The organism is Parundibacterium terreum (genome assembly GCF_014636315.1).
Lineage (GTDB): Bacteria > Pseudomonadota > Gammaproteobacteria > Burkholderiales > Burkholderiaceae_D > Undibacterium > Undibacterium terreum.
Window position 1 is genome coordinate 154,949 of the sequence record NZ_BMED01000006.1, and the last position, 25,171, is coordinate 180,119.

Genomic DNA, 25,171 nt, shown 5'->3' on the forward strand with positions numbered 1-25,171 from the left:
AAGATGAACAAGCAAGCCGATCCGTTCCTGGTCGCAGAAAGCAACAAGAGCGCCGGGCCTATCGCCTGGGCCGAAGTAGGCCGTTCGCACCCGCATGAATCCGCAATCCTGCATGTGCTGGGCGAAGCCACCTACACCGACGACCTGCCGGAATTGCACGGCACGCTGCACGCAGCGCTGGGCCTGTCGCAAAAGGCGCATGCGCGCATCGTATCGATCAATTTCGACGCGGTGAAAGCGGCGCCGGGTGTCATTTCCATCTATACCGCGAGTGATTTCCCCGGCACCAATGATTGCGGCCCCATCATCCATGACGACCCCATCCTGGCCGACGGCATCGTCGAATATGTGGGCCAGCCCATCTTCATCGTCGTCGCAGAAAGCCATGACCTGGCCAGGCGCGCGGTGCGCAAGGTAGAGATCGTCTATGAAGAATTGCCGGCAATACTGACGCCGGTGGAAGCGCGCGCAGCACAATCCTTTGTGCTGCCGCCCATGTCGCTGAAGCGCGGCGATGCGCAGCAGGCATTGCAGAATGCGCCGCATCGCGTCACGGGCAAGCTGCATGTCGGCGGCCAGGAGCAGTTTTACCTGGAAGGCCAGATTTCGTATGCGATCCCGACTGAAAGCAAGGGCATCCACGTGTATTGCTCTACCCAGCATCCTAGCGAAATGCAGCATGTGATTGCGCATGCGCTGGACATCCATTCACATAATGTGCAGGTGGAATGCAGGCGCATGGGCGGCGGCTTCGGCGGCAAGGAGTCGCAGTCTGCGCTATGGGCGGCAGCGGCCTCGCTGGCCGCGACAAATTTGCGGCGTCCGGTCAAGCTGCGTGCAGACCGCGATGACGACATGATGGTTACCGGCAAGCGCCACGAGTTTTACTATGAATACGAAGTCGGCTACGACGACCAGGGCCTGATCCTGGGTGCGAAGGTGGAGATGGTGTCGCGCGCCGGCTTCTCGGCCGATCTGTCCGGTCCGGTGGCTACCCGCGCGGTCTGCCATTTTGACAATGCCTATTATCTGTCGGATGTGGATATCAAGGCCATGTGCGGCAAGACCAATACGCAATCGAATACTGCCTTCCGCGGCTTCGGCGGCCCGCAGGGCGCTATCGCGATTGAATACATCGTCGATGAAATTGCCCGGAATTTGGGCAAGGATGCACTGGATGTGCGCAAACTGAACTTTTATGGACGCAATGACACTGAAGGCCGCAACATCACGCAGTACGGCCAGAAAGTGGCCGACAATGTGATTCATGAGCTGGCCGCAGAACTGGAACAGAGCAGCGATTACCGCAAGCGCCGCGCCGAAATCACCGCTTTCAATGCCGTCAGCCCGGTATTGAAGAAAGGGCTGGCGTTCACACCGCACAAGTTCGGCATCGCCTTCAACGTGACCCACCTGAACCAGGCCGGTGCGCTGGTGCATGTATATGTAGATGGTTCAGTATTGGTCAACCACGGCGGCACCGAGATGGGCCAGGGCATCAATACCAAGGTAGCGCAGGTAGTGGCGCATGAACTGGGCGTGTCGCTGGGCACAGTAAGGGTTACCGCCACCGATACCAGCAAGATCGCCAATACTTCTGCAACCGCCGCCTCCACCGGCGCCGACCTGAACGGCAAGGCCGCGCAGGATGCCGCGCGCCAAGTGCGCGAACGGCTGGCAGAGTTTGCGGCAAAAACCTATGGCGGCATTGCTGCCGACGTGCAGTTCTATGCGCAACAAGTGCAGGTCAACGGCCAAAGCATCCCGTTTGCCGATCTGGTAGGCAAGGCCTACCTGGCGCGGGTACAGCTATGGTCGGATGGCTTTTATGCAACGCCGCACCTGCACTGGGATAGCAAGACCATGACCGGCAGCCCTTTTTCGTATTATGCGTATGGGGCCGCGGTGTCCGAAGTGATTGTCGATACGCTGACCGGCGAATGGCGCTTGTTGCGCGCCGATGCACTGTACGATGCCGGCAATTCGCTGAATCCGGCCATCGATATCGGCCAGGTTGAAGGCGCCTTTATCCAGGGCATGGGCTGGCTGACGACGGAAGAATTATGGTGGAACAAGGCAGGCAAGCTGATGACACACGCGCCATCCACCTATAAGATACCGGCGATCTCGGATTGCCCTGAAGATTTCCGCGTTAAACTGTTCAAGAACCGCAATGTGGCCGACAGCATACACCGCTCCAAAGCGGTCGGCGAACCGCCGCTGCTGCTGCCATTTTCGGTCTTCTTCGCGATACGCGATGCGATCGCCAGCGTTGCGGACTACAAAAAGAACCCGCCGCTGCAAGCCCCAGCGACCGGTGAAGCGATACTGAAAGCCGTAGAGGCGATCTCCGCCGGCTAAACCAGAGAACAGTTTTCACATTCGTCAGCCGGATGCAGCATAGCTCATTTGCGTAATCCGGAGCATTAAAGCGACCGCCAGGAATGGCGGGCCTTCGCGCCCGCCCGTAGATTCCGGCAATAGATAAAAGATACTTATGTCCATACCGAATACCGTGCAAGCCTACCGCGCCAGCCTGCTGCATTTCACCGATGACCCGCTGCACAATGTTCAGGGCATGCAGTGGCATGAAGACGGCTTGCTGATCATCCAGGATGGCCGCGTGCTTGCCGCTGGCGATTATGCGCAACTGAAACACAGCCTGCCGGAAGGCAGCTCCATTGCCCATTTTCCCGGCAAGATCATCATGCCGGGTTTTATCGACAGCCATATCCATTACCCACAGACCGACATGATCGCGTCGCCGGCGCCGGGCCTGTTGCCGTGGCTGGAAAAATATACCTTCCCTACCGAACGCCAGTTCCAGAACCCTGAACATGCGGCCGAAGTCGCCTCATTCTTCGTCGATGAACTGCTGCGTTGCGGCACCACCACGGCGATGGTGTACTGCACCGTGCATCCGGAATCGGTGGATGCCTTTTTCGGTGAAAGTGAAAAACGCAATCTGCGCATGGTGGCCGGCAAAGTGCTGATGGACAGGAACTGCCCGGAATTCCTGCGCGATACTCCGGAAAGCGGCGCGCGCGATACCGAAGCACTGATACAGAAATGGCACAAGCGCGGGCGCCAGCTATATGCGATCACGCCGCGCTTTGCGCCCACCTCCAGCGAAGCGCAATTGCAACTGGCAGGAGAACTGGCGCAAAAATATCCCGACACCTTCATGCAAACCCACGTTGCGGAAAACAAGGACGAATGCAAATGGGCCAGGGAACTGTTCCCGCAGGCGCGCAGCTATCTGGATATCTACGACCGCTACGGCCTGATGCGCGAGCGCGCGATGTTCGCGCACTGCATCTGGCTGGACGACACCGACCGCCGGCGTATGGCAGAAACGCAATCGGCCGTATCGCTGTGCGCAACGTCCAATCTCTTCCTCGGCAGCGGCCTGTTTGATTTCCCGCGCGCGCAGGAGGCCGGTGTGCCGCTGTCCATGGCGACCGACGTCGGCGGCGGCACCTCCTTCTCCATGCTGCAGACGATGAATGAAACCTATAAGGTTGCGCGCATGGGTGGTACCTATCTGCCCGCGGCCCGCATGTTTTACCTGGCCACGCTGGGCGGTGCGCGCAGCATGAAGCTGGAAGGCACGATAGGTAATTTTGCAACTGGAGCAGAAGCCGATTTCATCTTGCTGGACCCGCAAGCCACGCCTTTGCTGGCGCGCCGCAGCGCACGTACCGACAGCGTGGAAGAACTGCTGTTTGCACTGGCCCTGCTGGGCGACGACAGGACCATCGCCGCCACCTATGCGGCAGGCAAGCTGGTGCACGAACGCAAATAAACATCTACCTTGCGAAAGGCAGCATCTGCTATCTGACCCGCGGATGCTGCCGTTTTTTAAAACGGCTACAATCTTCATAGGCGCATTCCGCGCCGGCTTTTCCCGTCACCGCAACCTGGATTCCCATGACTCAGACCGAATGGCAAACCCGCGTCGATTTGGCCGCCTGCTACCGCCTGTGCGCGCTGAACGGCTGGGACGACTTGATCTATACACATATTTCAGCGACGGTGCCGGATGAGCCTGGACATTTCCTGCTGAATCCTTTCGGCCTGAGATTTGACGAGGTATGTGCATCCAATCTGGTCAAGATAGACTTACACGGCAATATCGTCAGCGGCAAACACCAGAAAGTGAATGTCAGCGGCTTTGCCATCCACGCCGCTGTCCACACAGCGCGGCCCGACGCAGTCTGCGTGATGCATCTTCATAATACCAACGGGATTGCCGTCGGCATGCAGGAACAGGGCTTGCTGCCGCTGTCGCAACATGCATTGCGCTTTTACCGGCAACTGGCTTATCACGACTACGAGGGCCTGGCGCTGTCGCCGCAGGAGCAGGGCCGGCTGACCGCGGCACTGGCGGACTATCCGGCCATGCTGCTGCGCAATCACGGCACTCTGACCTGCGGCCGCAGCATTGCCGAGGCTTATGTACTGATGGACACGCTGGACAAGGCCTGTGCAATACAGTTGAAAGCGATGGCCGGCGGCGGCCACCTGCATCAGCCGGCATCGGCGGTTTGCGAGAAAACCTATCTTGAGCTGCTCGGCGACGGCTCGCCTGAAGGTATACTGGAGTGGCCGGCGCTGCTGCGCAAGCTGGACCAGATCAGTCCCACCTATACCAATTGAGTTTTTAAAAAGGAAAGCCCATGCCTACCATTAATGTACAAATGTTTGAAGGCCGCACACTGGAACAGAAGCGCGCCTTCGTCAAGGCCATTACCGAAGCGGCCTGCACCACGCTGGGTTCATCGCCGGAATCGGTCGATGTGATCATCACCGATGTGAAGAAGGACAACTGGGCCACAGGCGGCGTGTTGTGGACCGATAAAAAATAAGGTGCGCTCAAAACAGCGCGCGCTGATGTCCGGTATGCAGGACTTCGTTTTGCCTGGACACCGATATCTGGCGCGGCCCGGCTTGCACGGCAATCGTATCGCCCGCGTGCACGCTGCCGGTTTGCAGCACGCGCAGGTAAAAGCCGGTATAGCCGCTCTGCACCATCAACTTCACCGCATGCGCATAGCCCATGCGGATGCCGAACTTGAAGCAAGGCGGGCGCGGCCCGGTCACCTGCAGGATGGTATTGCCCACATGAAGGCGATCACCGATCCAGACTTCTGCTTCCAGCAAACCCTGTATCGTCAGGTTTTCGCCCATACTGCCGTGCGCTAGCTCAGGCAGGAATTTCAGCGCCCTGCGGCTGTGCTCACGCCAGAATTCATAGTGCTCGGCAGGATAGGCGTAGACCGCCTTGTCCCGGCCACCGTGGGTACTGAGGTCCACCTGTTCATCACCCTCCAGGCCCAGTTTCCCCAGATTCACGCGGCCATACACCGCAGACTTGGCGATCGCGCTGGTGATAACGCTGCCGCTGGTCGAGCTCGCAGACCCGCCAGCCGACGGGCTCGTCAAAGCAGCGGCGCGGCCGGTATTGACGCTAAGAATTTTCAAACCAGCACTCCGGCAGCCTTGTGCGACATCTTCATTGCGATATGCGACACCAGCATTGCCAGCGCGGTCAACACTGCGCCAACGATGGACAGGTCCGCCATATGGCCGGCGCTGATCATCGCACCGCCAGTCAAGGCACCCAGCGCCTGCCCCAGGTAGATCGCCGACGAATTCAGCGATACGGAAGCCGGTGCCAGCCCGGGCGCCATCCCCACCAGCCTTGCCTGCTGCACGCCATTCAATGCGAAACAGCCCAGCCCCCACAGCAGTATCAATACTGTGGTGATTGCCGGAGAGTTGCGCGCCAGCGGCCAGAATGCGAGCGCCAGGAACATGCTGCCCATCGCATACAGGCCGACCTGAGTGGTGCCCAGGCGATCCATGAAACGGCTGGCCAGCAGATTGCCGATCACGCCGGTGACACCAAAGCAGGCAAACAGCACGCTGATGGTCGTCGGCCCGGCCTGGATAAAGTTTTTCAGCACTGCGGCAATGTAGGAGAACAGCGTGAACTGGCCCACGCCCTGGATCGCCGTCACCGAGATCGCCAGCAGCAGCGCCTTGTTGGCAAACAAGGCCCGCCAGGCTGCTTTGTCCATGGACGGCACGAATAGCCGCGCCGGTATCTGCAACCATACCCACAGTGCAAACAATGCAGACAGCGCCCCCACCAGGGCTATCGTCAGACGCCAGCCTATATGCGCACCAAGATAGGCCCCGGCCGGCACCCCGACCACCGCAGCAATCGACCACCCGAGAAATACCAGGCCTATCGCCTTGCCGCGCTGCTCCGCCGGTACCAGCAAACCCGCAGTCGCCGCCGCCTGCGCAGTGAACAAGGCAGCACCGACCGCGGTCACTACCCGTATTGCCATCAGGCTCAGGTAGCCGGGCGCGAACGCAGCCGCGATATGCATTACTGCATACAGCAGCAAAGCGGCGGTTAACAAGACACGCCGCTCTATCGCACTGGTCCATCCGGCCAGGAAAGGCCCGCCGAAACAGATCGTCATTGCAAATGCAGAAATGACCACGCCTATCGCAGCCGGGGTCACGGCCAGGTCGGACGATAATTCATTCAGCATACCCGGCACAATCAGCGCCCCGGTACCTATCGCAAAGTTACCCAGCGTGAGCGACCACAGTTTGGTTTTCATTATGTGCGGCAATTTAATGCCTTATCTACAAACCGTTACATGGTATTACGGATAAAGGTTTAGATGTTTTTTTTGAAAGAATGGCCGGTCAATGTAAAAGTGCATGCCTTAAGCGGCTTCTATTTGTCGGCACACAAACAAAAACCCGCTTGTCGCGAGACAAGCGGGTTGAGATTGAAATTTGGCTTTATTTCGCTGCAGCAGGCGTCGCCATCGGCTGGCCTTTTTCCACTACATAGGTGCCCACCAGTTTCATCGTCACACTGCCTGTGCTCTTGGCCTCATGGACTTTCCCGGCGGGAATAATGAAGGCGTCGCCCGTCTTGATTTTGCGTGGCGCTTCGCCGTCTATCAACAGTTCGCCCTCTCCTTCCAGTACATAGCTGATCTCGTCACCGGGATGGGTATGCCGTCCAGAGGTAACACCGGGGTCCACTTCTACGCGGGCAACCACCGCTTCGCGGTTGGGCACGGAGACGTCGCCTTTTTGCACGACGGTGCGGCGAAAACCTGCGTTCTGTGCAGAGGCGGCAGTACACAGGCTGAGAGCAACAAGGAAAAGTAGTGAGGAAAAGGAGTTCGGCTTCATGGCATTCCTTTCAGGGGCGCAGACACTTCAGGCAATGGGGAATCATGCTGAACCAGGCGCAGAGTCCCGGCGCTTGCCATTAAAGCACCGGGCCGGGCCGGCTGCAAGTAGCCGCGATGCTGCAGGGCGGCAATTGCCTCAGGCTATTTGCCTGCCTGCCTTCCACACGCCCATCACCACCGGTATGTCTTGCACTACCCGCACCCGCAGGTAGTCGGCGCGCAGGCCCTGGGCGATTTCGCCCCTGTCGGTCAGGCCTACCATCTGCGCCGGATTGCGCGTCACCGTAGCAACCGCCCTGGGCAGGTCATAGCCCTCGTTCAATAGCAGGAAGGCTGCGTGCAGCAGGCTGGCCGGCACATAATCTGAAGACAGTACATCCAGCAAGCCGGCGCGCGCCAGCTCTGCGGCAGACACATTGCCGGAATGCGAACCGCCCCTGACCATATTCGGCGCACCCATGATGATGCCGAGATGATGCTCGCGCGCCGCCTTGGCCGCCAGCAGCGTAGTCGGGAATTCCGAAATGGAGACGCCGTCTTCCACCCCCTCGCGTACATGATCCAGCGTCGTATCGTCATGCGTGGCCAACGGTATAGGATGGTTGCGGCGGTTGCACAGGTCGATCACTTCGCGCCGGTTGGCCGCAGCGTAGATCTGCTGCCGCTGCAGCAAGCCTTCCAGCATGCCGTCGACTTTTTCTTCGCTCCAGCCGCGCTTGCCGGTCACAAATACGCGGTAGTGGCTGAGATCGGTCCACTGGCGCTGGCCCGGCGTATGGTCCATCAGCGAGACCAGCTTCAGGCTGTCGTCATGCACATAGGGTTCGAACCAGCTCAGCAGATTCTGCTCCGCCAGCTCCAGCCGCAAATGCAGGAAATGGTCGGCGCGCAGGATGCCCGCGGCGCCAGCCTGCTTCAATCCGTCTATGCAAGAGACCAGGGTCTGCGTCCTCAGGCTATCGCTATCCAGGTCGCCTACCGATATGGCATCCAGCACGGTAGTGATGCCCGATGCTGCAATCTGCGCATCATGCGCGACAATTGCGGGCAGCATAGGCCAGCTGACCTTGGGCCGCGGCATCAGGTGCTTTTCCAGATTGTCGGTATGCAGCTCCACCATGCCGGGCAGCAAGTAATCGCCGCGCCAGTCTTCGCCGGCGAGGCCGAACAGGCCGCTATTGCCGTGCGCCACTTCTCCGAACTGGTCGCCGTCAATTTCTACCGAGCCGGTGAATTCGCTATCGGCTGTGACTATGCGGGCATTACGTATGGTTTTTATCATGGTGCTGAAATCGTTTATCACAAGGAAATCGTAAACTCGCCGCCGCTGCCTGCCTACTCCCTGGGTTGCTCGCGAATTGCCCGATACTGTATTCGGTGGTGATGCTGATCGTGTTATCTGTATTTAGCGTCCGCTAAATCTTCCAGGCCTATTCCAGGCCTATATACAAGCAAGCTGCCATATTGCCGTATAACCATGCCGAGTACGGTATCACGATTCATAGCTGGCAGTGAAGCGTCCGATGTCAAGCTGCAGTCATATTTCAGGCATAGGATGCAAGTGCAGCAACAGGTCTTACAATGATGTAAATATACGCATGCGCCAACTAGCCGATACTAGCGGATAAATATTGCCGCAATATGAACAATTGCCGATAGAACCCAGCATCCATGACACGCTACGCCCTCTATTATGCGCCTGACCAAAATTCAGCCTGGTGGATAGCCGGTTGCCGCTGGCTGGGGCGCGATCCGGTCACGGGCCAGGACTTGCAGCAACCCGTAGTGGATGGCATTCCGCCGCTGGTATTGCAGCAATTGAGCAGCGACGCCCGGCGCTATGGCTTTCATGCGACCTTGAAAGCGCCTTTCAGGCTGGCGGAAGGATTCGCCGAGGCGCATTTGCTGGGTACGCTGGCGGCATTTTGCGCGGCGCAAACCCGGATTACGGTACCTGCCCCTGCGGTGCTGCCCATGGGCGATTTCCTGGCGCTACGCACCAGCCAGGAATCGCGCGAGATCAATGCGCTGGCGATGCGCTGCGTTAGTTATTTTGATTTCCTGCGCGCGCCGCCCACCGAAGCAGAACTCAGCAAGCGGCGCAGCAGCCAGTTGACGCAAAGGCAGGAGCAATTGCTGCAGCGCTGGGGCTATCCCTATACCGAGGAAGAATATCGCTTCCACATGACGCTGACCGACAAGCTGTCCGGCGTGGATGCGGATATCGCCTACCGCCTGCGCAAGGCTGCCGAGCGCTTTTTTGATATCGATGCCCCGCTGCTGATCAACGGCATCGCCCTATTCCGCGAAGAAGCACCCGGCGCGCCGTTCACCCTGCTGCGCCGCTTCGACTTTGGCTTGCGCGCACTGGAGCACCATGCACACCAGCTTCCGGTGGCTGGTCGCCTGTTCTTTGTGGTCGGTCCCTACGGTTCCGGCAGGGATGACTTGCTGAGCTGGGTAAGGCAAAAGCTGCCTCAGCATAAACAGCCTTACTTCGCGCAACGCACGATTACCCGTCCGGCGCTGCCGTCGGAAGAACATGAAAGCATCTCGCCTGAGCAATTCTGGCAACAGGCAGCCGCTGGCCATTTTGCAATGACCTGGCAATATCATGATTTTTGCTATGGCATACGGCGCGGCTTTGAGGCCGAGTTGAAAGCGGGCCGCAATGTGGTCATCAGCGGCTCGCGGGAATTCGTTCCGCGCTTGCTGCAAGCCTACCCGGATGCACAAGTGGTATGGATAGAAGCCGATCATGCACTGATACGGCAACGCATGGAAAACCGCCTGCTGCAACAGGAAAACGGCGGTGCAGCGCTGTTAAAAAGGGTGCAGAGAAACGCGCAATTCTCGCGGCCCGAGCAACCGGAAATCATCCGGCTGGACCATACCGGCCCCGTAGAAAACGCCGGCCGCCGCCTGCTGGATATACTCACTTCTGCCTGAATTCAGCCACGCATGTATCAGGCCCGATACAAATAAACGGCCAGTTACCGTAAGGTAAGAAAACTACATCTGCCCTCCGGACATGCATCAGGAGCAATAAGCTTAGCTGCTTTTCATCTGTGGCGTTTTTGCATCACTTTTGGCCTTTCCCGCACAACGGCGCCATAAGATACACCGATTTTTCTTCAATTTTGCCGCCCGCGCAAAAAATTTTCGCTTTTGTTGTTTTCCTCCTAAAACCACGTTTTATCAAATTGCGTACTTTTCTTTGAAATGCTTTGATACATGCGTCAAGGATATTGTATAGACAATTTACATCTCCTTGGATGCGCCTTTACAAGTACGTTTTTCCGTACCTGAAGCGCTGCCTATTCGATCTGCGAAGAGCGTAAAGCACCGTAACTCTCACGCGTTTTAATGAAACTTGACCCAAAGAGGTAAGCAATGACGAAGGAAACAGTGTTGTCTCAATCCCTACGCCTGATGTTCTCAGGTGGTATTGCCCTGGGATTCGGACTGATGGCGCATACCGCCATGGCGCAAGAGACCGATGACTCCCGTACCCAGAGGGTGGAAATCACCGGTTCATCGATTAAACGTATCGCATCGGAAACATCCGCACCCTTGACCGTGATCAAGGCGGAAGAGTTCGTCAAGCAAGGCCTGACGACCGCAGCGGAAGTACTGAGCAAGATCCCCGCCAACCAGTCAACGGTCGGCCTGGGCAATGCAGTCGGCGGTAACACCAGCGGCTTGCCTACCGGCGGCCAGGCCAGCGCCGATTTGCGCGGTCTGGGCGGCGACAAGACCCTGGTCTTGCTGAACGGACGCAGGATAGCCAACCATCCTTACGATGGCGCCAGTGTCGATCTGAACATCATCCCTATTACCGCGCTGGACCGCGTTGAAGTATTGCGCGACGGAGCTTCCGCGATCTACGGTACCGATGCGATCGGCGGCGTAATCAACTTCATTACCAAACGCTCGGTCACCGGCGTGACCGTGACCGGCGAAGTCATTTCGCCAAAAATGCAGGGCGGCGATGAGAAGCGCTTCAATGCAGTAGGCGGCTACGGCGACCTGGGCAAGGACGGCTTCAATGTGTTCGGCGTAGTGGACTACCACAAACAGAAAGTCATCACTTCGCAGGACAGGGATTTCTCCAAGACCGGCGTCATCCCTAGCCGCGGCCTGAGCCTGACCAGCGGTACCACTTTCCCAGGTAACTATTTCGATCCGACTTCCGGCGCATCCGGCAATCCCGGCTTTGCTACCGGCTGTAACGCACCGTTCTCGGTGCCAAGCACCAGCAATACGACTTGCCGCCAGGATTACACCCGCCTGATCGACGATATTCCGGAAAGCGAACAAACTGCCTTCTTCGGCAAGGGCACGATGAAGCTGGGTGAAAACCACACCGGCACCGTCGAATACCTGCACTCGGAAAGCAAGGTCATTTCCCGTACGGCACCACCGCCTCAAACCGGCCTGATCCTGCCTAAATCCAGCCCTTACTACCCAGGTAATTCCGGCGGCGTTCCTGCCCAGCCTGGCCTGTCCGGCGATCCTCTGTCAGTCAACTGGCGTCCTCTGGAAGCCGGCCAGCGCCAGATCAATTCCAAGGGCACGGCTGACCGTATCGTAGTGGCACTGGAAGGCGAACTGGCAGGCTGGGACTACAAAACCGGCCTGACCTACTCGGTTAGCAAATCCGCTGAGAACTTCACCGGCGGCTATGTGCAGGATGCATCGTTTGCTGCTGGCGTACTGAATGGCATTTTGAATCCTTTCGGCCTGCAAAATACCGCCGGCAAGGCTTATCTGGACAGCACCGCACTGCGCGGTGAAGTACAAAGCGCCAAGGTCACCACCACCGGACTGGACTTCAAGGCCAGCCGCGAACTGATGGCTCTGGCCGGCGGCAATATGGCGCTGGCGGTAGGTGCTGAACTGCGCCAGGAAAAAGCCAATTTCGACGTCAACCAGGCGATCGCTTCCCAGGCATCCAGCTCCGGCCTGTCCGGCTCCCTGCCTAAGACCGGTAGCCGCGATATCGAAGCGGTGTTCACAGAGTTGAACCTGCCCGTCATCAAGGATCTGGAAATCCAGCTGGCAGCCCGTATGGATAACTACAGCGACGTAGGCAATACCTTCAATCCTAAGGTCGGCATCCGCTACCAGCCAGCCAAGGAAGTATTGTTCCGCGCTTCGGCCAGCACAGGTTTCCGTGCGCCGACACTGTTTGAAAAAAATGCGCCGCGTTCCAAGAACGATACCAATGACTCGTACGACGATCCTATCCTGTGCCCAGGCGGCGTGCCTCAGCCAGGCGCGAATCCTCTGCGTGACTGCGATCTGCAACAGTTCAAGCTGCAAGGCGGCAATGCTAACCTGAAGCCTGAGAAATCCAGGACTTACTCGTTTGGCGTAGTCGTTGAGCCTATCAAGGATGTATCGGTGGCGCTGGATTACTGGCACATCCATCTGCGCGACAAGATCGGCGCATTGCCTGAACAATCCATCTATGGCAACTACGCCAAGTACAAGGATCTGTTCCTGCGCAATCCTGACGGCTCGCCGTTTGCGATCCTGGATCTGAACGACAACCTGGGTGAAGTCAAGACTGAGGGCGTCGACCTCAGCTTCTCGGCCCGCCTGCCTAAGTCCAGCTTCGGCGTATTCACCTTTACGCTGGATGGCACTTATGTGTTCAAGTACGATTACCAGAACGAACGTAACGGTCCTTTCCTGAGCAGCGTAGGCCAGTACTCGGACAATAATCCTACCTTCCGCTGGAGGCATAATGCTGCACTGAACTGGACTTATGGTCCATGGGGTGCAACGATTGCCCAGGCATACAACTCTGGCTACCATGACCAGAACCAGGTGGATGCCCAGTACAAGCAGGATGTTTCTTCCTACGCTTTGTGGAATGTATCCGGCAGCTATAGCGGCATCAAGCACGTGACTCTGACAGCCGGTATCAAAAACCTGCTGAACACAGATCCACCGTTCTCCAACCAGGGTACGCTGTTCCAAAAAGGCTATGATCCACGCTACACGGATCCAGTCGGCCGTGCCTACTATGTTCGCGGCAGCTACACATTCTAAGCATGTGAAGCCCGTGACCTGGCGTTAGACGGTCACAGCCAAAAGCCCGGAAAGAGCGATCTTTCCGGGCTTTTTTTCATGCTGCTGCCGATTGCCTGGCTTTATGGGGCGCGCCCTCTACTTTCCCAGCCACAAGTCCACTTCCGGATGCGGAAACTGGCCGGCGATGAAGTTCACAAAATTCCTGACCTTGGCCGACAGCAGCCGCCGGCTTGGGTAGACCATGGAAATCGACACCGTGCCCAGGTGGAATTCGGGAAACAGCCTTACCAGCCTGCCGCAGCTCAGATCATCCCCCAGCGTGAACGATGGACGCAGCACCAGGCCCATGCCGGCAATCGCGCATTCCCTCAGCACGTCGGAATTATTCGAGATAACGCGACTGTGGATGGGTATCTGCACCGGTGCGCTGGGACCATTGCGCTTGCCCTGCACAGTCCAGTAATTGCGCATGAAATCCCAGCCGAAATTGAGGCAATGATGGCGCGACACATCTTCCGGCGTCTTCGGTTCTCCATATTGTTTTATATAGTCCGGCGACGCGCACAGCAAGACTTCGGAGGTTGCCAGCTTGCGGGTAATCATCGTTGCATCGACCTTTTGCAGGTCGATGAAAAAGCCGATATCGAAACCGTCTTCTACCAGATCGACCGTGCGGTCGGACACGGTCACATCCAGCACCACGTCCGGATATTCCTTGGCAAAGTGCGGGAGCATCGTTGCCAGTTGCCATTTGCTGAAACCCAGATGCGAATAGATGCGCAGGGTGCCGCTGGGCTTGCGCGCCGAATATGAGGCAATCGCATCCGCATCATCGACATCGGATAAAATCTGCCTCACCCTTTCCAGGTACATCTGGCCGGTTTCGGTCAGCGACAGCTTGCGCGTGGTACGGTTCAGCAGCCGGGTACCCAGATGGGTTTCCAGGTCGGCGACGTAGCGTGTCACCACGGCGTTCGACATATCGAGGATTTCGGCCGCCCGGGCAAAGCTGCCCTGTTCGACCACTTTGGAGAAGATTCGCATGGATTGCAGTCTATCCATGGATTAGCTGCTCCTGTGTAGCGTCGTCGGCATCTGCGTTCTTGTCATTATTTTCATTTTGTCCCCTATCGCTGCGATAGCCTGTCTGGATTGTTCCGGATAATGCAATAGTATATTCCGTCCAGCCATCTTTTTTGTGCGCCGCAATACGCGTACACTACTCCCATCGTTAAGCAAGTCATAAAAACCAGCTTAAAGAGGCCGAACCCGACGGGTGGTCTAGTTCGTATCAGAAGTAAGTACCTGCCAACATAAGATCCTACTTCTCGTACGAATTGGAATACCTTTCCGCCGAGCCCGGAATATTTTTCCAAACATTTACTGAAAGAAATAAAATGAACGCGAAACAATTATTTGTAGCAGCTACCCTGATCGCCGCCGGCACTAGCGCATTTGCAGCAGACACTGGCAAAACACGTGCAGAAGTCCAGGCTGAACTGGCACAGGCTCGCGCTACTCCAGGCTACATCGTTGGCGGTTCTGAATATATTGCTTTTACTAACACTCGTAGTGCGTCCACCAAAACCCGCGCTGAAGTACAAGCTGAACTGGCACAAGCCCGCAGCGAAGGCGTGCTGAACGTACGTGATGCAGAATATCCTGTTCCAGCAGCCGTACAGACAGCGCGCAGCCGTGCCGATGTCAAAGCGGAAGCAGTACAAGCAGCCAGGAGCCAAAGCGCCAATACCGAATACGACATCGGTGGCTAATCTGCTTCAGAGCTTAGCATAGAAAAAAGCCACCGCTTGCCGGTGGCTTTTTTTTGCCCTGCGAAAACTACCTGCGCACAGTTCGACAATCGCCGTCATCTTTACGCGGATTTATCCGGGAGCACTAGGGCAACAACCCCGCCGTTTTATACGCTGCCAGGGTCTGGTCGAAAACTGCAACGTCGTCGCAGCCCCGGGCAACGAGCTGGGCACCTTCAATCGCGGAAAACACCGCAAATGCCCAGTTCCTGACTGCCTTATGCTCCATCTCCGGCTTACCTAGCTGCAAGACTTTTGTCAGCCACTGCACAATCAGCTCAGTAAATCGCTCTATCTCCGCCTTTACTTCCGGCGCCAGCTCCGGCCTCTCCGCAGCCAGGATGCCTCCCATGCACATGCGATTTTCCCGCAACAGGGTCTGGCGAAACACATCGGCATAACCGTCTATGCACAATTTCCAATCCTGCGAATCGCTCAACAGGCCATTGAGATAGGCCAGGAATTCGTCCGTATATTCCCTTGCCAATGCCGATCCCAGGTCGCCTTTGGTAGGAAAGTAATAATGAATGCTGGAACTTTTAATGCCGACCTCCTTGGCGAGGTCGCGAAAGCTCAGCGCGCTATACCCGCGCGCCTGCACTGCACTCTTGGCCACTGCCATGATGGTCTTTTTTGTATCTATCGTCGTCATGACAATATCCCTGTTGAATTACTTGACGCGAAAATGCTTCGGCCATATTATCTATCTACCGGTAGATAGATAAAACTAAGTTTTATTACTGCCGCCACCATTATAATCTATCTACCGGAAGGTAGACATCTTAAGGCTATTATGAAAATTCATGACACTCCCGGCTTCCCAAACCCCGCCCGCATACGTATTGTTCTCGCAGAAAAAGGACTGGAATCCCAAGTGCAGTTTGTCAAAGTTGATCTGGTCGGTGCGGAGCACAAGCAAGCTGCGTTTCTCGCAAAAAATCCGGCCGGGGTTGTACCGGTACTGGAACTGGATGATGGCAGCTATCTTTCCGAGAGCATTGCGATCACGACTTATCTGGATAATCTCGATGGTAATCCCACGCTCACCGGCAAAACTCCCAAGGAAAAAGCCGTGATACTGATGATGCAGAAGCGGGCAGACGACCAGTTGATTGATGCGGTGGGAATTTATTTTCACCACGCTACGCCAGGCCTGGGCGCCAGCTTGCAAGCATATAAGAGCCCTGAATGGGCGCACAGGGAGGAATGGGGCAACAAGCAGCGCGACAAGTTCGTACAGGGCTTGAAATATTTTAACCAGGTGCTGGCAACACAGGCCTATATCGCGGGCGAACAATTCTCAATCGCGGACATCACGGCCTTTGCGGCGCTGATGCATGCCGATGCGGCAGGCATCGCTATCCCGGAAGATTGCGTTGCCTTATTAGCCTGGAGATCGAAAGTTGCAGAGCGGCCCAGCGTCAAAAACCGCAGCGGCCAGGCTTTCGACGCGGAAGACCTCCGTAGCCTGGGTTTCTGACATCTGAGTTTCTGGCGTCGCGGCTTCTGATCAGGATGATTACCGCACAATCTGCATGAGCAATAAACAGTAATAGACAGGCAGGGCTTCCATGCAGGAAGTCCGGCCTGTTTGCAGGGTCAGGAAGCGAGCGGCTCGCCCAGCAATTGTACGATCAGCTTGCGCCCATCGGCCTGCATATCAGCGATCGCGGCGGCATCACCGGACAAATGCCTCAGCAGGCAATGCTGGAACATGCCGTCGAAGCTGGCATACATTACCGATGGCGGCAGGTTCAGCGGCTTGCCCGCCAGTTCAGCCAGACGGCTCATGATGCGCCAGATCATATTTTCCAGGCTCTGGTCTATCTCTGCCACGTCGTCGCGGAAGGATTCCTCAAACAGAGCCTGCGCCCGGATGTCGTACCACAGCCGGTGCATATGGGCTTCGTCGCTCAGGGTTTGTCCCAAGGCATCCAGAAAACCGGTGATCAAGCTGCCGTAGCTGCCGGATACGGTAATGACCTGATCGTAGCGGGTGACGCAGCGGGCCTTGTACTGGCGCACGCTGCAAGTAATCAGGTCCACCTTGTCGCTGAAGTAGTAATGCAGCACGCCATGCGAGAACTCGGAATTCTGCGCAATCTCGCGCAGGCTGGTGCGCGCATAGCCCAGCGTGGCCAGCGTTTGCAGCGCAGCCTCGCCCAGCTCGGCGCGCCGTTCGGCGAACTTGTCGACATGGGCGCGGGTAATCCGCTCCACCGATTTTTTCCTGATTTCCTGTTTTACGGCCATTTTCTCGCTGTATTCCCACTGGATTCCCGCACTTTGCAGGCTTTTTCGAGAGGATAGCATGACATGCCCGGCTGAAAACGTGCTTTGTCCCATTCCGTACACATTTATTTGACAGTTGCCCAAATTCACTTTGACGACTGTCAAATAAAAACTTGACGACTGTCAAGTTGAAGCCTAAATTGTTCCTGCTTCATATTAAAAAATCACAGGAGACAAGAATGACACAATTCGATTTAACAGGGCGCAAAGCCCTGGTGACAGGTGCTGCGCGCGGCATAGGCGCAGCGATTGCAGAGTCCCTGGTCAAGGCCGGCGCCTCTGTCATGATAGGCGACATATTGGCCGAAGCCGGACGGGAAACCGCCGCCAGGCTCTCCGCAGGCGGCGCCAAGGTAGGCTTCGTCAAATTGGACGTGACCAGGGATGAAGACTGGGCCGCAGCGGTGGCCGAAACCAGCGCCAAGCTGGGCGGTTTTGATATCCTGGTCAACAATGCCGGCATAGAAATCACTTCGCTGATCATCAATGTAGAGGCCGAAGACTTGCGCAATATGTGCAATGTGAACGTGGTCGGTACCGCACTGGGCATCAAGCATGCTTTCCGCAGCATGCAGCCCGGCGGCAGCGCCGGTAAAGGCGGCGCCGTTGTGAACATCTCCTCGGTCGCAGCCACCATCGCCTTCCCGGCAATTGCCGGCTACTCCGGCACCAAGTCCGCCGTCGACCGCATCACCCGTATTGCCGCGATGGAATCGGGCAAGCTTGGCTACGGCGTGCGCGTTAATTGCATCTATCCCGGCCTGGTGCCGACCGACATGGGCATGAAACTGGCGAGCGACATCGTGGCTGCAGGCCTGGCGCCGAATGTGGAAACCGCGGTGGGCGGCGTCATCGAGCAAACCCCGCTGGGACGACTGGGCGAAGTCGGCGATATGGCAGACGCGGTGGTCTTCCTGTGCTCTGACGGGGCCAAGTTCATTACCGGCATAGGCTTGCCTGTGGACGGCGGCATGGGCATGTAGCTCATTTGCCTCTCTGCTCCCTATCACCCAATATCACCCAATTCCAGATCAACCCGACATTAAGGGGAAACCCATGAGCAGCAATAACGGCAGCAAAAAACCCGTCATCGTTTATGGCGCGTCCGGCTATACCGGCCGCCTGGTATGCGAATACCTGCGCGAACTGAACATACCCTTCATCGCCGCAGGCCGCGATGCGGCACGCGTGCAGGCAGTGATGGACAAGATCCCCGGCATAGAAACGGCGGATTACGAGGTAGTGGAAGTCGAACATACAGCAGCAGCTCTGACCGAGCTATTCCGCGGCGCCAAAGTCGTCAGCAATATGGTGGGGCCTTTCATCAAATACGGCCACGTGGTTGCCGAGGCTTGCCTGGCCGCAGGCTGCCACTACATGGACACCACCGGCGAGCAGGACTGGCTGATGGAAGCCAAGGGCGAATGGGGTGCCAAGTTTGCCGCGAAGGGTCTGCTGCTGTCGCCCGGCATCGCACAGATGTACACCACTGGCGAAATCGCGGCCAACATCTGCCTGGAAACACCGGGGGTCGATACGCTGGATATTCTGGTGCTGTGGAAAGGCTTCCCTACCTATGCATCGACGCAGACCATTTTTACCATCCTGAAGGCCAAATGGTATTACATGGAGCAAAACAAATATGTGGAATGGCCGCAAAGCACGCATTATGAAGTGAACGTCCCGGGCCACCACGTACCGGCGATGGTCACACCTTGGGCGGGAACCGCGCATCCGGTCTGGTTCAAGGACGATCCGCGCGTGGCCAACTGCAAGGCACTGGGCGGCGTCTTTGCGCGTGAAGTGATGCAGGGTTTTGTCGCCACGCAAAAGATGTACGAGGAACAGATCGCCCCGCTGCCGCCCGAACAACGCGAGGAACAACTGGCCGCAATTGCCGCCTCCATCCAGGCCGGCATGCCGCCTCGTGAAAATCCGCGCGTGAATATCTCCATGGATTCCGTGTACGGCTCCGGTCCGCTGGTACGCACCCATTGCGTCATCCACGGCAATTGCAATTACAAGCAGACCGGTTTGCTGCAGGCTTATGCCGCCTACTCGCTATTGCAACAGGCGCCGAAGCGCGCCGGATTTGCCTCGGCCTGCCAGGCCTTCGGCCATCGCGAACTGCTGGGCACGCTGAAAAACTTCGGGCTGGTGATGGAGCCTGTGCTTACCGTACAGCGCTGACAGGCTGGCACGACGATGCGGCCGGGGCAGAGCTCCGGCTGCATTGATCCTGCAATTTTTGCTATGCAATCTTTTTGATAAGGCAGGCTGTATGCGATTGATAGACTATCTGGACAAGGGCGCCAGCCTGGGCCCGGAGTTTCCATGCCTGCGCATGGGCGAGACCGTGCTTTCCTACTCGGACGTACAACAACTCAGCTACCGGGTGGCCCGCGCACTACAACACAGCGGCGTGCAGCCGGGGCAAAAAGTGGCGGTGCTGTCGGGGAATGATCCGTTTGCATTTTCCTGCGTGTTCGGCCTGTCGCGCGCCGCTGCGGTCTGGTGCCCTATCAATCCGCGCAATGAGGCAGCGGAAAACCGCTTTGTGCTGGACGCCTTCGACTGCAGTTGTCTGATTTTTCACAGTAACTACGCGCCGCTGGTGGAACAGATGCGGGGCGAGTTGCCCAAGCTCGCGACGCTGGTTTGCCTGGACAAGACCCTGCCTTACGCACCGTCCCTGCAGGAATGGCTGAGCGGCGTCAGCGACGCGGCGATTGTTATCAATACCGTGGATGATGTGGCGATGATCGCCGGTACCGGCGGCACGACCGGCGTACCCAAGGGGGTGATGCTGTCGGGCCGCAATCTGGAAACCATGTCGGCACTGACGCTGATGGGCTATCCTTTCGATGGCCGCCCGGCCTATCTGGCGCTGGCTCCGCTCACCCATGCCGCCGGCGTGCTATGCCTGCCGGTGATGGCGCTGGGCGGGCAAGTCGTCATCATGCCTGCGCCAGACCTGGCGGAATTCTTGCGCCTGATAGAACAATGCCGGATCACGCATACCTTCCTGCCGCCGACGCTGATCTATATGCTGCTGCAACACCCAAGGCTGGCTGAAACAAGACTGGATTCGCTGCAATGCTTCTGGTACGGAGCGGCGCCGATGTCGGCCGCGCGACTGGAAGAAGCACTACAAAAGATAGGCCCGGTGATGGCGCAATTGTTCGGGCAGACCGAAGCGCCGATGATGATCTCGATGATGCCGCCCAGCGAGCATTTCAATGCAGACGGCACAGTCGCGTATCAGCGCCTGACTTCTGCGGGCCGCGCAGGGCCGCTGGTGCAGGTCGCCATCATGGACAAGGATGGCCAACTACTGCCTACCGGTACTAGCGGCGAAGTGGTGGTGCGCGGCTCGCTGGTGATGCTGGGCTATTACAAGGATGCGGCCGCCACGCAAGAGGTGTCGCGCTTCGGCTGGCATCATACCGGCGACATAGGCTATGTCGATGCCGACGGCTATCTGTTCATCGTGGACCGCGCCAAGGACATGATCATCTCCGGCGGCTTCAATGTCTATTCCGCCGAGGTGGAGCAGGCGCTGATGCAGCATCCGGATATACAGGACAGCGCAGTCATCGGCTTGCCGGATGAAAAATGGGGTGAACGGGTAGTTGCGGTATTGCAGCCGCGTAGCGGCAGCAAGATTGATGCGGAAGAAATCAAGGCCTTTGTCAAGGCACGCATAGGCTCGGTGAAAGCGCCTAAGCAAATTGAAATATGGCCCGACCTGCCGCGCTCCAAAGTAGGCAAGGTGCTGAAGAAGGAAGTACGTGCAACGCTGCTGGCAAGTTTGCCTCAGCAATAAAGAAAGCCACCATGAAACGCAAAGTCCTCGTTGCCGGCGTCGGCATGATTCCTTTCACCAAGCCGGGCAATCACGAGCCCTACTTCACCATGGCCGGTGCCGCCGCGCGCCAGGCACTGGCAGATGCAGAGCTGGACTACGATGCAATAGAACAGGCCTACGTAGGCTACGTATATGGCGATTCCACCAGCGGCCAGAAGGCAGTCTATCCGCTCGGCATGACGGGCATCCCGGTCATCAACGTCAATAATAATTGCTCTACCGGTTCCACCGCGCTCTTCCTGGCCCGCCAGGCGATAGCCAGCGGCGCCTGCGATTGCGTGCTGGCACTGGGTTTTGAACAAATGAATCCCGGCGCCATAGGCACTGTATTCAATGACCGCCCCAGCCCGTTTGAAGACTTTGACCGTGAAGCCGATGCGCTGGTCAATATCGCCGACCTGCCCTTGGCGTTGCGCTATTTCGGCGGCGCCGGCCAGGCGCACATGCAAAAATACGGTACGCCGCTGGAGTCCTTTGCCAAGGTCAGGGCCAAGGCCAGCCGCCATGCAGCCAATAATCCGCTGGCCCTGCTGCGCAAGGAATTGAGCGTAGACGATGTGATGAATGCACCTGCACTGTGGCCCGGCGTGCTGACCAGGCTGATGGCCTGCCCACCCACCTGCGGTGCCGCCGCCGCAGTACTGGTGTCGGAAGACTATGCAAAAACCAGGGGCCTGCGGCGCGATGTCAGCATACGCGCCCAAGCGATGACAACCGACAGGCCGGATACCTTTGACAGCCACGACATGATGAACCTGGTTGGCTATGGCATGACGCAGCAGGCGGTGCAGCAAGTGTATGAACAGGCAGGCGTGGGTCCGGAAGACCTGGACGTAGTGGAGCTGCATGACTGCTTTGCGCAAAATGAGTTGATCAGCTATGAGGCGCTGGGCCTGTGCATGCCCGGCGAGGCACAGAAATTCATAGCCGATGGCGACAATACCTATGGCGGCAGGATAGTCACCAATCCTTCCGGCGGCCTGCTGTCCAAGGGACATCCATTGGGGGCGACGGGGCTGGCGCAGTGCTATGAGCTCACGCACCAGTTGCGCGGCACGGCGCAGCAACGGCAGGTGGAAGGGGCGCGCCTGGGCCTGCAACATAACCTTGGTCTGGGAGGTGCCTGTGTGGTGACTCTATATGAAGCAGAGGGCGCGGCATCCGCGAGGTAAATCCGTAATCACCCGGGTACTGCAATAAACGCAGCTGCTAGTCCAGATCGTCATGCCCATCGCCGAAATCAAAACCGTCGGTGGGGCTGGCTCCGGATAGATAATGCCGGTCTCCCCAATCGCCGGGCACCTGGTCCAGGGCATCGCGCAACTTGCGGTCCCTGGCGGCGCTCCAGATCAGCGACAGGCTCACGGCCAGCAATATGAGTCCTCCAAAAAACCAGAAGATTCCGAGCAAGCGATAAGCCACCGTTCCTAATGTCGCGCCACCGACGGAAAAAAGCATACCGGCTAGGTCTTTCAGCTTCATCTGGCTCTGCCATCCATGATTTGCGTGGAGCAAATGTAGGTGCCCATTTTTGTTTTGTCAATTTTCTGCGGTGCTTGTAGCCGGTACTTATAGCCAGCAGTATGGCTGGCGCTTACCGGGCAAGCGGAGTTCAAATGCCTCCACACATATAGTCACTCGTCGTTTTAGAGTGCGCAGCCTAGCCTCATCCTGGCCGAAACGCGTGGCGCTTGTGTATTCTTCGTCGCATCCCATTATTTGCCTGACCATTCCCATGACGACTGCTTACCCTCATTTGCTGGCCCCGCTGGACCTAGGCTTTACCGTATTGCGCAACCGCACCATCATGGGCTCCATGCATACCGGTCTGGAGGACAGGTTCTATCACTATCCTAAGCTGGCGGAATATTTCCGCGAGCGCGCGCGCGGCGGCGCCGGCCTGATCGTCACCGGCGGCATCTCGCCCAACCGGCGCGGCTGGCTGCTGCCGTTCGGCGGCACGCTGAATAGCCTGGCCGATATCTGGAACCACAAAAAAGTCACCCGGGCGGTACATGAAGAAGGCGGCAAGATCGTGATGCAGATCCTGCATTCCGGCCGCTACGGCTACCAGCCCTTTGTGGTTTCGGCATCGGCCAGGAAATCGCCGATCTCGCTGTTCAAACCCAAGGCGCTGAGCGAAGCCGGTATACAAAGCACGATACGCGACTATGTGCGCTGCGCCCGCCTGGCCCACAAGGCCGGTTATGACGGCGTGGAGATCATGGGCAGCGAAGGCTATCTGTTGAACCAGTTCCTGTGTTTGCGCACCAATCAGCGCCAGGACCGCTGGGGCGGCAGCATAGAAAACCGCATGCGCCTGCCGGTGGAAATCGTCAAACAGGTGCGGGCTGCGGTCGGCACCGACTTTATCATCATGTACCGCCATTCCATCCTGGACCTGGTTGAAGGCGGCAATAGCTGGGACGAAGTGGTGCAGGTAGCGCAAGCGCTGGAACAGGCCGGAGTCACCATTTTGAACACCGGCATAGGCTGGCATGAAGCCAGGGTGCCGACCATCGTCACCTCCGTGCCGCGCGCAGCTTTCCGCAGCGTGGCGGCGCGCCTGAAACAGGCAGTCAGCATCCCAGTGGTAGCGTCCAACCGTATCAATATGCCGGAACAGGCCGAAGACATCATCGCCAGCGGCGACGCCGATATGGTATCGATGGCGCGCCCTTTCCTGGCCGACCCCGAGTTCGTCAACAAGGCGGCCAGCGGCAGGACGGACGAGATCAATACTTGCATCGCCTGCAACCAGGCCTGCCTGGATCATACCTTTGCCAACAAGCGCGCCAGTTGCCTGGTCAATCCGCGCGCCGCGCATGAGACCGAATTGAAATTCCTGAAAACCCGGCAAGCGAAGCGGATCGCCGTGGTTGGCGCCGGGCCGGCCGGTTTGTCTGCCGCCACGGTGGCAGCAGAATGCGGGCATGAAGTCAGCCTGTTCGATAGTAGCGACAGGATAGGCGGCCAGTTCAATATAGCGATGCAGGTGCCCGGCAAGGAAGAATTTGCAGAGACCATGCGCTATTTTGCGCGTAGGCTGGAGATCACCGGTGTCAAAGTCCATCTGCAAAAACGGATCAGCCGCGAAGAATTGCTGGCACAGGGTTTCGACCACGTCATCCTGGCAACAGGCATCGTTCCGCGCAGGCCGCACATCCCCGGCATAGATCACCCCAAGGTACTGTCCTATCTGGATGTATTGCAACATAAGAAACCCGTAGGAAAGCGCGTCGCCATCATAGGCGCCGGCGGCATAGGCTTTGATGTAGGTGAATATCTGGCTCATGACCCGGCAATTTCCCTGCCCGTGCCGGTCAAACATTGGACTGCGGAATGGGGAGTAGACCTGCAAGCTGTCAGCAATGGAGGCCTGGTGGAAGCTGCCGCTGCCCACCCGGCAAGGCAAATCTACCTGCTGCAACGCAAGACCAGCAAAGTGGGTGCAGGTCTGGGCAAGACCTCAGGCTGGGTACATCGCGCCACACTGCTAAGAAACGGCGTGGAAATGCTGGCGGGTGTCGAATACCAGAAGATAGACGACGAAGGACTGCATATCAGCGTTAATGGCAGCCCACGGCTGCTTGAGGTCGACCACATCATCCTCTGCGCCGGCCAGGATTCGCTGACCGAGCTGATGCCTGAGCAGCAGGCAGAGACCGGACCTCGCTTCCATCGCATAGGCGGTGCCGCCCTGGCCGCCGAACTTGATGCCAAAAGAGCAATCAAGGAAGGCGCTGAACTCGCCAGCTCCTTGTAACATTCGTGATGTAACGCAAGGTATAAACAGTCATATGAAGTTACATGCAAAACGCGGTATCAGCCCTTTTTCATAGTGCGGACCGCGGTATCTTCAGCTAGGCGCTGCCGCCCCATTTGTAAATACAAGTATCATTTTTTATCTTTATGTGAAAAAAACT

At 57.6% G+C, this 25,171-nt stretch carries 21 protein-coding genes; 13 read left to right on the forward strand and 8 right to left on the reverse strand.

Features of this window, described 5'->3' with window-relative positions:
* Nucleotides 1–3 precede the first annotated feature (3 nt).
* The 4 genes from xdhB to IEW12_RS23700 all read left to right on the forward strand — a co-directional run bounded on the left by xdhB (nucleotide 4) and on the right by IEW12_RS23700 (nucleotide 4,868).
* Nucleotides 4–2,361 carry a xanthine dehydrogenase molybdopterin binding subunit gene (gene xdhB / locus IEW12_RS23685; RefSeq protein ID WP_188568605.1) on the forward strand — a complete coding sequence of 786 codons (2,358 nt, stop codon included), beginning with the start codon at nucleotides 4–6 and terminating at the stop codon, nucleotides 2,359–2,361.
* 136 nt (nucleotides 2,362–2,497) lie between these two features.
* Nucleotides 2,498–3,805, forward strand: coding sequence for a guanine deaminase (gene guaD, locus IEW12_RS23690; protein ID WP_188568606.1), 1,308 nt, complete (start codon nucleotides 2,498–2,500; stop codon nucleotides 3,803–3,805).
* A 125-nt stretch (nucleotides 3,806–3,930) separates the two neighbouring features.
* Nucleotides 3,931–4,659 (forward strand): class II aldolase/adducin family protein, encoded by a 729-nt coding sequence (locus IEW12_RS23695; RefSeq protein WP_188568607.1) that lies wholly within the window; start codon nucleotides 3,931–3,933, stop codon nucleotides 4,657–4,659.
* Between the two features lie 20 nt (nucleotides 4,660–4,679).
* Entirely contained in the window at nucleotides 4,680–4,868 is a 189-nt protein-coding gene (locus tag IEW12_RS23700; protein WP_188568608.1) for a 4-oxalocrotonate tautomerase, read from the forward strand.
* A gap of 7 nt (nucleotides 4,869–4,875) precedes the next feature.
* On the opposite strand, the gene IEW12_RS23705 is transcribed toward IEW12_RS23700, so the two are convergent.
* The 4 genes from IEW12_RS23705 to IEW12_RS23720 all read right to left on the reverse strand — a co-directional run bounded on the left by IEW12_RS23705 (nucleotide 4,876) and on the right by IEW12_RS23720 (nucleotide 8,514).
* Nucleotides 4,876–5,484: an MOSC domain-containing protein gene (locus tag IEW12_RS23705; protein WP_188568609.1), complete on the reverse strand. Its 609-nt coding sequence runs from the start codon at nucleotides 5,482–5,484 to the stop codon at nucleotides 4,876–4,878.
* A complete protein-coding gene (locus IEW12_RS23710; RefSeq protein WP_188568610.1) occupies nucleotides 5,481–6,641 on the reverse strand; it encodes an MFS transporter in 1,161 nt (386 codons plus the stop codon). Before IEW12_RS23710 ends, IEW12_RS23705 begins: the two co-directional genes overlap by 4 nt.
* Nucleotides 6,642–6,828: 187 nt before the next feature.
* Nucleotides 6,829–7,230 (reverse strand): cupin domain-containing protein, encoded by a 402-nt coding sequence (locus IEW12_RS23715; RefSeq protein WP_188568611.1) that lies wholly within the window; start codon nucleotides 7,228–7,230, stop codon nucleotides 6,829–6,831.
* A gap of 138 nt (nucleotides 7,231–7,368) precedes the next feature.
* On the reverse strand, nucleotides 7,369–8,514 hold the full coding sequence (locus IEW12_RS23720) for an alpha-D-ribose 1-methylphosphonate 5-triphosphate diphosphatase (RefSeq protein ID WP_188568612.1): 1,146 nt from the start codon (nucleotides 8,512–8,514) through the stop codon (nucleotides 7,369–7,371).
* Nucleotides 8,515–8,903: 389 nt separating this feature from the next.
* Between IEW12_RS23720 and IEW12_RS23725 the strand changes: the two genes are divergently transcribed.
* The gene (locus tag IEW12_RS23725; protein WP_188568613.1) at nucleotides 8,904–10,181 is read left to right on the forward strand and encodes a DUF1045 domain-containing protein; all 1,278 of its coding nucleotides are present in this window, start codon (nucleotides 8,904–8,906) and stop codon (nucleotides 10,179–10,181) included.
* Nucleotides 10,182–10,640: 459 nt separating this feature from the next.
* Nucleotides 10,641–13,292 (forward strand): TonB-dependent receptor, encoded by a 2,652-nt coding sequence (locus tag IEW12_RS23730; protein WP_308789159.1) that lies wholly within the window; start codon nucleotides 10,641–10,643, stop codon nucleotides 13,290–13,292.
* A gap of 117 nt (nucleotides 13,293–13,409) precedes the next feature.
* Here IEW12_RS23730 and IEW12_RS23735 read toward each other — a convergent pair whose 3' ends face one another.
* Entirely contained in the window at nucleotides 13,410–14,336 is a 927-nt protein-coding gene (locus IEW12_RS23735; protein ID WP_188568615.1) for a LysR family transcriptional regulator, read from the reverse strand.
* Between the two features lie 335 nt (nucleotides 14,337–14,671).
* Between IEW12_RS23735 and IEW12_RS23740 the strand changes: the two genes are divergently transcribed.
* Nucleotides 14,672–15,046: a DUF4148 domain-containing protein gene (locus IEW12_RS23740; RefSeq protein ID WP_188568616.1), complete on the forward strand. Its 375-nt coding sequence runs from the start codon at nucleotides 14,672–14,674 to the stop codon at nucleotides 15,044–15,046.
* A 124-nt stretch (nucleotides 15,047–15,170) separates the two neighbouring features.
* Here the strand turns inward: IEW12_RS23740 and IEW12_RS23745 are convergent, their stop codons facing one another.
* Nucleotides 15,171–15,737 (reverse strand): TetR/AcrR family transcriptional regulator, encoded by a 567-nt coding sequence (locus IEW12_RS23745; protein WP_188568617.1) that lies wholly within the window; start codon nucleotides 15,735–15,737, stop codon nucleotides 15,171–15,173.
* A 141-nt stretch (nucleotides 15,738–15,878) separates the two neighbouring features.
* On the opposite strand from IEW12_RS23745, the gene IEW12_RS23750 reads away from it, so the two are divergent.
* The gene (locus tag IEW12_RS23750; RefSeq protein WP_188568618.1) at nucleotides 15,879–16,565 is read left to right on the forward strand and encodes a glutathione S-transferase family protein; all 687 of its coding nucleotides are present in this window, start codon (nucleotides 15,879–15,881) and stop codon (nucleotides 16,563–16,565) included.
* Between the two features lie 119 nt (nucleotides 16,566–16,684).
* Here the strand turns inward: IEW12_RS23750 and IEW12_RS23755 are convergent, their stop codons facing one another.
* Complete coding sequence (locus IEW12_RS23755; RefSeq protein ID WP_229751315.1) at nucleotides 16,685–17,398, reverse strand: TetR/AcrR family transcriptional regulator; 714 nt, start codon at nucleotides 17,396–17,398, stop codon at nucleotides 16,685–16,687.
* 158 nt (nucleotides 17,399–17,556) lie between these two features.
* Between IEW12_RS23755 and IEW12_RS23760 the strand changes: the two genes are divergently transcribed.
* The 4 genes from IEW12_RS23760 to IEW12_RS23775 all read left to right on the forward strand — a co-directional run bounded on the left by IEW12_RS23760 (nucleotide 17,557) and on the right by IEW12_RS23775 (nucleotide 22,417).
* Complete coding sequence (locus tag IEW12_RS23760; RefSeq protein WP_188568619.1) at nucleotides 17,557–18,360, forward strand: SDR family NAD(P)-dependent oxidoreductase; 804 nt, start codon at nucleotides 17,557–17,559, stop codon at nucleotides 18,358–18,360.
* 73 nt (nucleotides 18,361–18,433) lie between these two features.
* The gene (locus tag IEW12_RS23765) at nucleotides 18,434–19,567 is read left to right on the forward strand and encodes a DUF5938 domain-containing protein (RefSeq protein WP_188568620.1); all 1,134 of its coding nucleotides are present in this window, start codon (nucleotides 18,434–18,436) and stop codon (nucleotides 19,565–19,567) included.
* A gap of 91 nt (nucleotides 19,568–19,658) precedes the next feature.
* Nucleotides 19,659–21,203, forward strand: a complete 1,545-nt coding sequence (locus IEW12_RS23770) for an acyl-CoA synthetase (protein WP_188568621.1) — start codon at nucleotides 19,659–19,661, stop codon at nucleotides 21,201–21,203.
* An 11-nt stretch (nucleotides 21,204–21,214) separates the two neighbouring features.
* Nucleotides 21,215–22,417 carry a lipid-transfer protein gene (locus IEW12_RS23775; protein ID WP_188568622.1) on the forward strand — a complete coding sequence of 401 codons (1,203 nt, stop codon included), beginning with the start codon at nucleotides 21,215–21,217 and terminating at the stop codon, nucleotides 22,415–22,417.
* Between the two features lie 37 nt (nucleotides 22,418–22,454).
* Here IEW12_RS23775 and IEW12_RS23780 read toward each other — a convergent pair whose 3' ends face one another.
* Nucleotides 22,455–22,727 carry a hypothetical protein gene (locus IEW12_RS23780; protein WP_188568623.1) on the reverse strand — a complete coding sequence of 91 codons (273 nt, stop codon included), beginning with the start codon at nucleotides 22,725–22,727 and terminating at the stop codon, nucleotides 22,455–22,457.
* Between the two features lie 253 nt (nucleotides 22,728–22,980).
* On the opposite strand from IEW12_RS23780, the gene IEW12_RS23785 reads away from it, so the two are divergent.
* On the forward strand, nucleotides 22,981–25,011 hold the full coding sequence (locus tag IEW12_RS23785; protein WP_188568624.1) for an NADPH-dependent 2,4-dienoyl-CoA reductase: 2,031 nt from the start codon (nucleotides 22,981–22,983) through the stop codon (nucleotides 25,009–25,011).
* Nucleotides 25,012–25,171 lie beyond the last annotated feature (160 nt).